We start from the raw sequence: 11746 nt of genomic DNA, 5'->3' as shown, positions 1-11746 counted from the left end.
CAGTTCGATATGTTGCTCGGGAAATGGGATCGAAAGCGATGATAAACAGCACTGAAGATCCATCGTGGGATCAGGACATTATCCGTAGCGGGGAGTCGCTCAGGCGTTCGGTTCAGGGTGTCCTGTCGGGCTGCGGTTGCGATGAGGCGCCAGCACATGCCGCGTCTCTAAGTACGGCCCAATGGCATATCAGGAAGAATGCGCAGGCTTCAAATGCGCTACCAGGTTATTTGGAACGCCATCTATCCGAGGCGCTTGACGCTGCGCCCAGGACCGATGATGACCTGATATCGATACTGGCTGCGCTGGGCACGCTCTTGCCCCATCTTCCCTGGATAAACCGCCAGGCCCGGGCCGACCAGGACAGCGCTTTCGTGGAGCGGCATCGCCACGGGATGATCGCCGGCCCTGGGGCGCTATTTGAATGTTCCACCTTGACCTTGGGGTTGGCGCTGATGATGCCCGAGACCCGTTATCCCTATCACCAACACCCGCCTGCCGAGTTCTATCTCGTTCTTTCGCCGGGGGACTGGTATCGGGCGGACGTGGGGTGGTGGAGTCCCGGGTCAGGAGGTTTGGTTTTCAACCCGCCATCGTGTGTCCATGCAATGAAGTCGACGGACGTTCCACTTCTGGCATTGTGGGGCTTGATGCATTAGTGCCTCGTTATAAGAGTAAATGAACCCGGGTAGCGATTGAGAGGATGAGATATGGCGGTTACCACGCAGGGCATCAAGTTGGACGAAGAAACGCGGGCCAGGCTGAAGTCTGCGTCGGCTAAGTTGGATCGAACCTCCCATTGGTTCATGAGGAAAGCCATTCTTAATTTTATTGAAAAAGTGGAGGCCGGGGCTGGCATCGAAGAGCTTATAGCGGTCGAATTTCTGGAAAAAGATACGCGGCGCCACAGCATCGCACGACGACTTCGCAAAGATTGCAGTACCGATGAAATGACTTGATGACAGAAATGCATACCCTGGGTCTGCCAAGTCGAACGATGACTGACGAAACCTGACTTAACCAAACCGTGAACTGCCAGACATATAGCATCGAAAGATATAGGCGTGGTCTTGTTCTCATGATTGATTTTTTCTCATGAGTGTCGAATGAAAAATGGTTTGTTAGTGCCTGTTCAGTCCTGAACAATAACTTCAGCATACGAGATCAAGATGAACACGCTTGATCCCAAAAGCTACAACTCGCTTCAGGATAATTAAAACACGGCACTTTCGTTGAGGATCGACCGATGGTTCAGATGACCGATACCAGGCTTGTAAGCAAGCAGACCGCATTCGAAGAAATTCCCTTTATTGACATCGCACCGTTACTCGATGGGAGCGACCCGCAAAAAGTCTCGCGCCAGATTGGCGAAACTTGCGAGAAAGTTGGTTTTTTCTATATCAAGAATCATGGAGTATCTCGCGCCTTGATCGACGCGATGTATGCCCAGACGAAAGGCTTCTTCGCCATGCCTTTTGATAAAAAGAATAAGCTGAACGTGGTCAATTCAGGTCCCACGCTTCGCGGCTACATTCCCATGTACGCGGAAAACGTCGATCCGGAAAATACCCGCGATTTCAAGGAATGCTTCGACTACGGCGCCCACTACGACGAAGTGTCGCCTTTCTTCGGGGCGAACTTGATGCCGACCGAGCTTCCGAAATTTTCGGATGTCTGCGACGCCTACCATAGTGCAATGCTTGACTTGGCGCGTCAGCTCATCAGCGCCATTGCCCTGAGCCTTGATCTGCCAGCGGACTACTTTGAAAAACTGCAACGCAAACCGATCACCATCCAGCGCTTGTTGCACTACCCCTCGCAGAGTGGCGAAATTTCACAAAAGGAAATCGGGATCGGAGCGCATACGGACTATGGTTTTCTGACGATCCTTTTCCAGGACAAGGTCGGCGGCTTGCAAGTACGCAATCGCGCGGGGGAATGGGTAAGCGCTCCACCGGTGGAAGATACGTTCATTGTCAACATCGGTGACCTGGTGCAAACCCTGACGAATGATCGCTACACGTCGACGATGCACCGCGTCATCAATACCAGCGGTGTCGAACGGTATTCCATTCCATTCTTCATCGACCTGGACTTCGACGCGGCTGTCGAGACCGTGGCGACCTGCATTAGCGTCAGCAACCCGGCCAAATACACGCCCTACACCTGTGGCCAACACAAATACAGTCGCTTTGTCGCCAGCTACGCCCACCTGCAGGCTGTCGAGGCCGTCTAACGCCAACCATGGGTGGAACCCGCTCACCGTCTGCCTAGAGACGGTGATTGTCCCGGGAGGTGTTGGGGTTACCCATAGGTATTCGACGAAGTACGTTCATCCCGAGGTGCCACACCAAAATACCCACGATAGCTTCTGGTGAACTGTGCAGCTGAACCAAAGCCGCACAACGTGCCTATTTTCAGGACGGGCGATGAGGTCTGCTTCAACAACTGTTGTGCCCGGACTAAACGCAGCTTGAGGTAATAGCGCGCCGGAGAAAGGTTCAAATACTTATGAAACAGTCTCTCCAGCTGGCGACGTGAAACGCCGACCTTGAAGGCCAGCGCATTGAGCTCGAGGGGCGCATCCAGATTGGCCTCCATCAACAGGATGGCCGCTTGTAGCCTGGGTTGATTTTCGCCAAGTGTGTGCTTGAGCGGTATCCGTTGGTGATCCTGATCATCTCGCATGCGTTCGTACATGAACATATCGGAGATTGCGGCTGCCAATTCACGACCGTGTTCGCTCCTGATCAAGTGCAACATCATGTCCATCGGCGCCGTGCCGCCGGCAGAGGTCAAGTGATTTCTATCGATAGAGAACAGGTGTGAAGTGGTCTCTGCTCCAGGAAAGGCTTCGCGCATCGCCGCCAGGCATTGCCAATGAACACTGCACCTGTGTCCCTCCAGCAGCCCGGCCTTGGCCAAGGCCCAGCTTCCTGTGCAGATGGCACCCAGTCGGACGCCCAGGTGGGCCTGGTGTTGCAACCAAAGCACCTGTTCAGGGCTTACGCTGTTCTGAATACCCATCCCACCGCACACGATCACGGTACTTAACGTCGAGGCGTCTTCCATTTTCGCGTCGGGCGTTATTTGCAAGCCGGCACTGGCACGCACAGGTTTTGCGTCCTTGCCCAGGGTGAGCCATCGATACAACTCTCTGCCGGAGAGCTGATTGGCCATTCGCAAGGGTTCTATGGCCGATGCCAGCGAGATGAACGTGAAATCATCCAACAAAAGGAATCCGATGGATCGTGGGGCAGGGCCCTGCGAAGTAGACACGGTATTGTGCTCCTCTTGGGGGCATATCCAAGCGTTCAAACAATCAGAGTTCCGCACCTGCATGCCACTCTTTCCAGGCAATGGAAGAGCGCAGCCCCAGGCCCAGGAAAGGTTCCGGTGGATTCCAGCAGGGGTCGGGTTGATCGAGCATGATGTCCAGCAGCTCACTGTCCATTCCCACGGCGTATTCGGCGATCAGTTTGCCTGCCACGGTGCTGCGGGTCAGGCCCAAGCCGTTGCAGCACACGGCGCTGAACACGTCCGGGGCGATCTCGCCGAAGACCGATCCGGAGTTGCGCGAAATGCACAGTGCGCCGCCCCAGGTGTATTCGAACTGCACGCCCGGCAACATTGGAAAACGTGCCTCGAAGGAATGGCGGTGAGCGTGGCGTACACGCTCAAGCGTACGGGGACTCGCTGCCAGGCGAGGGTTGTAAGTGAAGGAGTTGCGGATGCAAATCCGGCCATTGGCGAGCCTGCGCACGGTGGTGCCCAGCGGGTCGGCGGGAATGAGCCCCCAGCTTTGCTCGCCGCCCAGGCGGGCCTGTTCCTCGGCGGTCAGCTCTCGGGTCAGGCTGGCGTAGGTGTAGACGGGCAGCAACCGACCCTTGAGTCCAAGCTGGCCGAACGGTGCCGCGTAGGCATTGTTGGCCATGACCATGCGTGGCGCCGAAAGCACGCCTTGGGCGGTAGTCAGCGCATGAGGTTTGCCAAGCTCAATGTTCAATACAGGGCTGTCTTCATACAACGTGACGTTCGCCGGCAACGATTGCGCCAGGCCCCTGCATAACGCGGCGGGTTGAACGAGTACGCAACCGGGGGCATGCAGCCCCGATTTGTAGAAGTCGGTACCGGTGATCGCTTTCATCCGTGCGGCATCGAGCATCGTGTAGGGTTCCCCCAATCCGCTCAGCCCTTTGGCAAAGGACTCAAGAGCGGCGATGCCTTGTGGGTTGACGGCGCCATGCAACTTGCCCTGCTCGCGCCAATCACACTCGATGCCTTCGCGCTGGACGATCTGGCGCATGAAATCGATGCCGCCACGGCTCAACCGAATGATTCGCTGGTCGGCGGTCCGGTCGGAGGTGTAGCTGTGGGACGTCAGATCATGGGGCAAGTCCACCATGAAGCCGGAGTTGCGTCCGGCCGCACCGAAACCGACCCGCTTGGCGTCGATCAACGCAATCGACGCCTCGGGTAGAAGTTCGGCCAGTCTCCGGGCGGCAGCCAAGCCCGCCAGGCCTGCGCCGAGCACCGCCCAGTCGGCCCTGACGGCGCCTTTGAGCGGGTTGCTGGGCGCGGGGGGTGGCAGCGTTTCGTACCAACCGGGTTGACCATCGTTTTGAGGTAGGAAATTACACTGAAGCTGCATGGCAAACGCCTCCGCCGTATGTGTCAGGCGCGATGAGCCGTCAGCTGTTCATAAACAATCTTGAATGCGCTTTTCTCTGCATCGCTGAGCGGTTGCAAAGGCAGGCGGGTCACACCCACCGGCTGGCCGGCCAATTCGCAGCCGTGCTTGATGTACTGGCAGAACTTGCCGCCTTGTTCGAGCAGGTTGAGCATCGGCAGCAAACGGGTAGCCAGTTCACGACCTTTGATCATGTCCTTTTCCACGACACACGCCTGGTACAGCGCGACATGTTCTGGCGCAAGGAAGTTGGACGCGCCGGCGACCCAGCTACGGGCGCCCCAAGTGAAAAACTCCAGCACCTGGTCATCCATGCCGCAGCTCACTTGCAACTGATCGGTGTGTTCGTTGAGCAGGCCGTGCATGCGTTCAATCGAGCCGGTGCTTTCCTTGATGGCCTGGAAGTTGGGACGCCCCTTGAGCCCGTTGATGAACGCCCACGACATTTCTGTCCCGGTTCGGGCCGGAAAGTTGTAGAGCATGATGGGCATGTCGAGCGCGTCATCGACGCTCAAGGCATGGACCAGCAGTTCTTGTTGTGTCGGTTGGCAGTAGTAGGGCGCGGCAAGAAGAATGGCATTGAAGCCCACTTTTTTTGCATGAAGGCCCAGCGTGAGGCTTTCCTGGGTGGTGGTGGCGTTGATACCCGCCATCAACGGAATACGCGATTTGGCGTAGTCGGCGATGAAATCGAAAAGCGCCAGCCGTTCATCGTGGGACAAGGCATAGTATTCGCCCGTCGTACCACCGACGATCAGGCCATGCACGCCTTGTGCGATAAGTGAGTCAATGATGTTTTCCAGCGACCTGAAGTCCACGGAACCCGACGTATTAAAGGGAGTTACAACGGGAGTCCACACGCCATCAAAGTTCATACAGTGCCCTGTTATTAAAATAGTTGCGGTTTTGGTTTGTATGCAGATTACGGGGGCCAACGCTGGCGCAAAAGTAACATTTATTCACGTCAATACATGACCCTGCGTTATAAGTTGACGCCGAGCCAATAGGGATCGCTGCTGGGCTCGTGAATCAACACCACTCATTGTCAAAGAGCAGGAAGGCAGCCTGGGCCGCAGCCGTGCAATCTGTCAGCAAACGCTATATTTCGTAGCGATTTTCCTTCGAGGGGGGACAGTCGAAGAAGGTGCTATAGCATTTGCTGAAATGAGGGGACGAGACGAAACCGCAGGCAATGGCGACATCAGTGACTGACAGTTTGGAATTTTGTATCAGGCGACGCGCTTCTTTAAGTCGTAGCTCCAGGTAGTAGCGTTGCGGGGACGTGTTGATTTGTTCTCGAAACAGGCGTTGGATCTGACGCTTGGAAAGTCGAACGCATTCTGCGAGCAGATCCAGGCCTAACGGCTCTTCTAGATTGCACTCCATCAGCTTGATTATTTCTTGCAGCGGCGCAGTCACGTTACGACCTTGAACCTTGGCCGAGGTCCGGAGCCGAGACTGGTGATAATCCAATAGATCAAACACAGCGTCTGCGACTTTAGGGTCGAGGGCTGCGTAAAGCCATTTCATCATGATTTGAAAGGCGCCAGCGGGGTTGGACGCCGTGAGTCGATCACGATCAAATACCCCTGTGTCCAAGGTTACGGTCGTGTTAGGTGAAAACTCCGATAAGGCTATTCGTTGCTCTGCATGGATGGCGCATCGGTAGCCATCCAGCAGTCCTGCTTTGCCCAGGTACCAGGCACCATTCCACAACCCACCGAGCACAATGGGCATGCTGGCGAGTTTGTTCAGAAGCTTTATCAGCCCTTCAGGGACGACTCTGGGCGTGCGTAGCCCGCCGCAGACAACCATCAGATCCAGGGCCGCGATCCTGATATCGGTCAGGGGCGTATCAGGTCTGATGGGTATTGCCAGGTCGCTGATGACCTCGCAATCGTTGCGACTGAATGTATGGACTTTTATCGACCCGGGCTGGATGAGGTTTGCAGTCATCAGCACGTCCAGGCATTGCGCGAAGCATGTCAGGGAGAAGTTATCGAGCAGGAGAAACCCTACGCTCGATGCTTTGCGGGCCTCAATCGATTGACTCATGGCGTGGGCTTCGTATCCAGCAGGAAACTGTCGTCGAAAGGGTAGTGGGTGAGCAGCTCATAACCGGTTTGCGTGACCAGTAGTTGGTTCTCCAATTTGATTCCATCCTGCCCACCCACTTCACCCACATACGCCTCGACACAAAGGGCCATGCCTGGCTGTAGCTCACCTTCGTATCCGTAGGATTCCAAGTCTTCCGGATAGCGAATGCTTGGGTACTCGTCACACAGGCCGACACCGTGGTAAAGCACGCCGTATCGTTGAGCCCGGCAGGACTCGGGCAGGCGGTGCGCCTTGGCGGTCAGCTCGGTAAAGCGTACGCCTGGCTTTATCAACTCGGTGTTGTGGATGATGTGGTCATGGGCAATTCGATAGAGACGCTTCTGTTCGGCTGTTGGCTCGAGTCCCCCACAGATCCAACTGCGGGACATGTCCACGCACATGCCGTAGGTGCCGATCAGGTCCGTGTCGAACGACAATAAGTCGCCATCGTTCAATACCCGTGGGCCGGACTCCTGGAACCACGGATTGGTGCGTGGGCCGGAGCTGAGTATTCGTGTTTCGATCCACTCTCCGCCCCGGCGGATGTTGCCGGAGTGCAGGGCGGCCCAGATATCGTTTTCCGTCGCTCCTGCTCGTAGGGCCTGATGCATTTCGGCGATGGAGGCTTCGCATGAAGCCACTGCGCAGCGCATCGCCTTGATTTCATCGGGGCCTTTGATCATCCGCGCAAACTCGGTCACTTCCTGGCCGCTGCAAATCTCCACCGCAAGTGCATCCAGTGCCCGCAACCCTGCGACTTCAATCCGGTCTACCGCCAGGCGTCGATTGGTTCCGGCGTGTTGACGCAGCAGCTCGTCGATTTGGCTTGCGAAATGCCGGGCATGGCGCTCGGTGTGCTCACCGGTCTCGAAAAAGAAGAAAGACGCGCCGCTGCGTAACTCGGTAACCAACGGCAAGTGGGCGGAGAGGTGATCACAGCCATGGAAATCCCACAATACGACGTGGCCGCTGGCAGCGACGAAGCATGCTCGCGCGGGATTATGGGTTGTCCACAATTGCATGTTCGTGGTGTCGGTGGCGTAGCGGATATTCAGCGGGTCAAACAGCAGGATGCCGCCCAGGTCACGGGCTACCAGTTGGTCGACTATCCGCTGCAGTCGATATTGGCGCAGGGTCGGTAGATGAGGCGCTTCCAGGCCCAATTGGGCCCACTCCGCGAAAGCCAGTGGTGTAGGTCCTATCTCGACACGATTGTTGTCGTCGACGGAGCCGTCGGCTTTCAGCGCAACGGCGCGTTGCCTGGCTGGGTCGATACGGCGAGCGCCGGCCGGAATTGAAAAAGGTGAAGTCGTCATGAATCCCATCCTGATTTCATTACAGAAGGGGCTGCTCGGATGAGTGATAGTCGAGCAGCGGCGCAAAGAAAAAACCAGCATGAATACCGCAATCAACGTACCGGTATACATCGCCACTTCACCCAGCCTTGAGGACAACTGTACCGACGGCTGGATAACCATCGGACACAGCACGTCAGTCATTCAAGGCCAGGCTAGGTGGCCAGGCCACAAGTGCGCCTGGCGAAGGGGGAGGGCCGTTACTTGCTGGCTTGGGCCGCAGCCCGGGAAGCTTGGAGCCAGGCGTCGAATTGCTGACGGTGAGCAGCAACCCACTCCTTGGCATGCCGGGTGATATCCGCTGGCTTGTTCTCACCCTTTTGCATTCTCAGGTTCTGCGCACTTTCGTCGTCAGTACTGATCTGCATTTGCGAAAGAAACTTCAGGGCTGCGGGATTCTTGTTGGCGAAGTCCCTGTTGAGTACCGCCTCTACCTTGTCTACGGCGAAACCGAGATTCTTGCCTTTGTAGGAGGTGTCGACTTTGTTGTTTCCGCCTGGCAGGTCGGTGTACGGCACTTCGAGCCACACCACGTCTTTACCTTCGACCAACACGCCGGCGATCCACTGAGGTACCCAGGTGTAATAGAGGATCGGCTGGCCCTGTTTGTAGCGGGTGATGGTGTCCGCCATCAGCGCGAAGTAGGAGCCGCGATTGTGGTTGACCGTTTTCTCAAGACCATAGGCCTTGAGGTGATGGTCAATGGTGAGCTCACAGCCCCAGCCGGGGTTGCAGCCGGTCAGGTCCGCTTTACCATCGCCGTCGACGTCGAACAGCTTCACGATCTCTGGCTTCTTGAGGTCAGTCAGGTATTTGATGTTGTAGGCGTCAGCCGTCTTTTTATCGATCAGATAGCCCTGCAATACTCCAGGCATGATGTCGCCTGCCTTGACCATGTCCTCGTCACCACCCGCCTTTTGGTAGAAGGTGTCGTGGAGCTTATCCCACAAGTGCACAGTGAAATCCGCGTCGCCGCTGCCCAAGGCCACCATCATGACGGAGTACTCGGTTTCCTTCGGCTCCTTGACCTTGTACCCCAGCTCACGCAGCCCCTCCATGGCGATCTCACCACGAAAGCGCTCTTCAGCGATGGAAGGAAAGATCGGCGTTACCGATATACCATCGCCTGGCTTATCCGCCGAGGCTATGGCATGGAATGACAAGACGGTCAGGGCGACAGCCGAGATGCACCGCCGGATGTTGCGGGAGACTTTCAATTCGCACATTTCACATACCTTTCGCTGTTTTTTATTGAAGTGCGGCAGTTGTAATCGAAGTTTCAAGCAGTCTTGCGCTGCGCTGGAGGCTGGCGTGAGCCAAAGAGGCGCATGACAAGCCCGACCGGACCGGTGTGGTACCAGCGTAAACTTGGGTCGGCTTTGATGCGTTCCCCCATGGCCTGTGTGAGGCGATCGAGGAAGATTGCGAGCAACACCAGCCCGACTCCCCCTACGGTGGCCAAGCCCATGTCCAAGCGACCGATACCACGCAGGACCATCTGGCCCAGTCCACCGACAGAGATCATCGAAGCGATGACCACCATCGACAGGGAGAGCATCAGGGTTTGGTTGAGGCCCGCCATGATGGTCGACATTGCCAATGGCAGTTGCACGCGCATGAGCATCTGCCGGGGCGTGCAGCCGAAAGCGCGGGCCGCCTCGATCTTGTCTTCGGGTACTTGGCGAATACCTAAATTGGTCAGGCGCACCAGTGGCGGAAGGGCAAAGACGATGGTCACCAGAACGCCAGGGACGTTACCGATGCCGAATAACATCACCACCGGTACCAGATAGACGAAGGCCGGCAGTGTCTGCATGGCATCCAGCACGGGTCTTATGGCCCGTTCCAGGTGATCGTTCCGAGCGCTGATAATTCCCAGGGGCACCCCGAACAACGCACAGAAGAACACTGAGGTCAGGACGAGAGCCAGTGTGGTCATGGATTCGGACCACACCCCGATCGAACCGAGCAAGGTCAAGGTCACCAGGCACAGCAGCGCCATGCGCTTGCCTGCCAGTTGCCAACCCAACAGCGACGACAGCAGGATCCCGATAGTCGGGGGGATACTTTGCAGGACGTACTCGACGCCGTTGAGGACTTGGTCGATCGGCCAGCGGACCGCCCTGAACACGTCCCGGAAATTGTGGACGAGATAGTTGAGCGCGTTCTGCACCCATTCACCCAAGGGGATGATCGCCGACTGGAAAGGGTCTAAAAAGCTGAAATCTGACATGGTGGCTACCTCTTTTGTTTTCACCGACGCTTAATGGCGACTCAGGGTTTGAAGTAGCTGACTCTTGGAAAGCGTCCCCTTGAGGGCGCCTGCGCGGTCAAGCACCGGTACTGGATAAGGAAGCGTCGCGGCGATATCCAGCACGTCATGCAGTGGTGTATCGAGGTAGACGGGGCGTTGTTCATGCAGGCTGTAGCGTTGACCCGCCACGTCCTGCGCTACGCTGCCGTTGCCATCGGTATCAACGACACCCAGCAATTGATCTTGCTCGTCGATCAGGTAGCCATAGGGTGTGCCTGCTTTGAAACTGGGTGCCTTCCCGTTCACCCGGCAGATCATTTGCGGATCCAGTTGAGCCACATCTCCGGCAGTCAGCACTCTCGAACTGTCGAACCCCTTGAAGAAGTTGCGCACATAGTCCGTCGCCGGCTGGTTGATCAGTTCCTGCGGAGTACCGATCTGTACGACCCGGCCACCCTCCATGATCGCGATGCGATGGCCGATGCGAATGGCTTCTTCGATGTCGTGGGAGATGAAGATGATGGTGCGCTGTTGTTCAGCCTGCAGGCGGATCAGCTCGCCCTGCATCTCGCTGCGGATCAGTGGGTCGAGGGCCGAAAATGCCTCGTCCATCAGCAGGATCGTCGGGTCGTTGGCCAATGCCCTGGCCAGTCCCACACGTTGCTGCATACCGCCAGACAATTGATGCGGGTAGCTGTGCTCATGGCCCGCCAGGCCAACCTGGCTCAAGGCTTCCCGAGCGCGCAGATGGCGTTCCTTCTCCGGTTCGCCGGCGATTTCCAGGCCAAAAGCGGTGTTCTCCAGCACACTCATGTGGGGCATCAGGGCAAAGGACTGAAACACCATCCCCATTTCCTTGCGCCGCACATCGAGCAAGGCTTTATCCGAAAGCCCGGTAATTTCGCGGCCGTTGAGGTGAATGCTTCCCGAGGTGGGTTCGATCAAGCGATTGAACAGGCGCACCATGGTCGATTTGCCAGAACCTGACAGCCCCATGATCACGAAAATTTCGCCTCGCTTGACCGAGAAACTTGCATCAAATACACCAACCACATGGCCGGTTTTATCAAAAATCTCGTTCTTGTCGGCGCCATTGCGCAGCATTTTCATGGCGATGTCTGGATTAGAACCAAAGACCTTAAAAATGTTTTTTACCGAAAGAATTTCATCGTCATGGCTCATACGACCCTCTTCTTATCTTTATGACCAAATATTTAACTTGTCTCAGTCGCTATTACAGCTGGAGGGCAAGCGCATATTGGCAGTCCGTTCGAATACCGAACGTGAGTCATTACGGTGCGCCATAGTTCTGCCTTGAACTGTTGAGTCATCCCTGGCTCATGCGCACCC

Annotated in this window: 10 protein-coding genes and 1 pseudogene; 3 read left to right on the top strand and 8 right to left on the bottom strand. The window is 56.5% G+C overall.

The annotated features are described in order from the left end of the window. Positions 1 to 23: 23 nt before the first annotated feature. The 3 genes from HU749_RS19260 (at position 24) to HU749_RS19250 (ending at position 2236) form a co-directional block, all read left to right on the top strand. Positions 24 to 659 carry a dimethylsulfonioproprionate lyase family protein gene (locus tag HU749_RS19260; RefSeq protein ID WP_186649771.1) on the top strand — a complete coding sequence of 212 codons (636 nt, stop codon included), beginning with the start codon at positions 24 to 26 and terminating at the stop codon, positions 657 to 659. A gap of 51 nt (positions 660 to 710) precedes the next feature. Beyond that, on the top strand, positions 711 to 959 hold the full coding sequence (locus tag HU749_RS19255; protein WP_079302289.1) for a ribbon-helix-helix protein, CopG family: 249 nt from the start codon (positions 711 to 713) through the stop codon (positions 957 to 959). A gap of 287 nt (positions 960 to 1246) precedes the next feature. Then, positions 1247 to 2236: an isopenicillin N synthase family dioxygenase gene (locus tag HU749_RS19250; RefSeq protein WP_079302288.1), complete on the top strand. Its 990-nt coding sequence runs from the start codon at positions 1247 to 1249 to the stop codon at positions 2234 to 2236. Positions 2237 to 2313: 77 nt separating this feature from the next. Here HU749_RS19250 and gbdR read toward each other — a convergent pair. The 8 genes and pseudogenes from gbdR to HU749_RS19210 form a co-directional block, all read right to left on the bottom strand. Next, a pseudogene (gene gbdR / locus HU749_RS19245) lies at positions 2314 to 3342 on the bottom strand (choline metabolism transcriptional regulator GbdR); the annotation flags it as partial. After that, positions 3323 to 4651: an NAD(P)/FAD-dependent oxidoreductase gene (locus tag HU749_RS19240; RefSeq protein ID WP_079302286.1), complete on the bottom strand. Its 1329-nt coding sequence runs from the start codon at positions 4649 to 4651 to the stop codon at positions 3323 to 3325. The gene HU749_RS19240 and the pseudogene gbdR, both read right to left, overlap by 20 nt. Before the next feature lie 23 nt (positions 4652 to 4674). Beyond that, positions 4675 to 5565 carry a 4-hydroxy-tetrahydrodipicolinate synthase gene (dapA, locus tag HU749_RS19235; RefSeq protein WP_079302285.1) on the bottom strand — a complete coding sequence of 297 codons (891 nt, stop codon included), beginning with the start codon at positions 5563 to 5565 and terminating at the stop codon, positions 4675 to 4677. A 223-nt stretch (positions 5566 to 5788) separates the two neighbouring features. After that, complete coding sequence (locus HU749_RS19230; RefSeq protein ID WP_079302284.1) at positions 5789 to 6745, bottom strand: GlxA family transcriptional regulator; 957 nt, start codon at positions 6743 to 6745, stop codon at positions 5789 to 5791. Next, positions 6742 to 8286, bottom strand: coding sequence for a dimethylsulfonioproprionate lyase DddP (dddP, locus tag HU749_RS19225; RefSeq protein WP_225919103.1), 1545 nt, complete (start codon positions 8284 to 8286; stop codon positions 6742 to 6744). The genes HU749_RS19230 and dddP overlap by 4 nt, the downstream gene beginning before the upstream one ends. Positions 8287 to 8342: 56 nt before the next feature. Then, positions 8343 to 9368 carry a glycine betaine/L-proline ABC transporter substrate-binding protein ProX gene (proX, locus tag HU749_RS19220; RefSeq protein WP_079302282.1) on the bottom strand — a complete coding sequence of 342 codons (1026 nt, stop codon included), beginning with the start codon at positions 9366 to 9368 and terminating at the stop codon, positions 8343 to 8345. Positions 9369 to 9421: 53 nt separating this feature from the next. Continuing rightward, on the bottom strand, positions 9422 to 10375 hold the full coding sequence (gene proW, locus HU749_RS19215; protein WP_079302281.1) for a glycine betaine/L-proline ABC transporter permease ProW: 954 nt from the start codon (positions 10373 to 10375) through the stop codon (positions 9422 to 9424). Between the two features lie 30 nt (positions 10376 to 10405). After that, positions 10406 to 11578 carry a quaternary amine ABC transporter ATP-binding protein gene (locus HU749_RS19210; protein ID WP_079302280.1) on the bottom strand — a complete coding sequence of 391 codons (1173 nt, stop codon included), beginning with the start codon at positions 11576 to 11578 and terminating at the stop codon, positions 10406 to 10408. Positions 11579 to 11746: the final 168 nt, after the last annotated feature.

The organism is Pseudomonas ogarae, assembly GCF_014268695.2.
GTDB lineage: Bacteria > Pseudomonadota > Gammaproteobacteria > Pseudomonadales > Pseudomonadaceae > Aquipseudomonas > Aquipseudomonas kilonensis.
This window is presented reverse-complemented; position numbering and strand designations above follow the sequence as displayed.

Excerpts from the sequence above, each read along its gene's own strand:
- HU749_RS19255 (WP_079302289.1), top strand. The coding sequence starts at position 711 with ATGGCGGTTACCACGCAGGGCATCAAGTTGGACGAAGAAACGCGGGCC.
- dddP (WP_225919103.1), bottom strand. The coding sequence starts at position 8,286 with ATGACTGACGTGCTGTGTCCGATGGTTATCCAGCCGTCGGTACAGTTG.
- HU749_RS19230 (WP_079302284.1), bottom strand. The coding sequence starts at position 6,745 with ATGAGTCAATCGATTGAGGCCCGCAAAGCATCGAGCGTAGGGTTTCTC.
- HU749_RS19210 (WP_079302280.1), bottom strand. The coding sequence starts at position 11,578 with ATGAGCCATGACGATGAAATTCTTTCGGTAAAAAACATTTTTAAGGTC.
- HU749_RS19260 (WP_186649771.1), top strand. The coding sequence starts at position 24 with ATGGGATCGAAAGCGATGATAAACAGCACTGAAGATCCATCGTGGGAT.
- HU749_RS19250 (WP_079302288.1), top strand. The coding sequence starts at position 1,247 with ATGGTTCAGATGACCGATACCAGGCTTGTAAGCAAGCAGACCGCATTC.
- HU749_RS19240 (WP_079302286.1), bottom strand. The coding sequence starts at position 4,651 with ATGCAGCTTCAGTGTAATTTCCTACCTCAAAACGATGGTCAACCCGGT.
- proW (WP_079302281.1), bottom strand. The coding sequence starts at position 10,375 with ATGTCAGATTTCAGCTTTTTAGACCCTTTCCAGTCGGCGATCATCCCC.
- dapA (WP_079302285.1), bottom strand. The coding sequence starts at position 5,565 with ATGAACTTTGATGGCGTGTGGACTCCCGTTGTAACTCCCTTTAATACG.
- proX (WP_079302282.1), bottom strand. The coding sequence starts at position 9,368 with ATGTGCGAATTGAAAGTCTCCCGCAACATCCGGCGGTGCATCTCGGCT.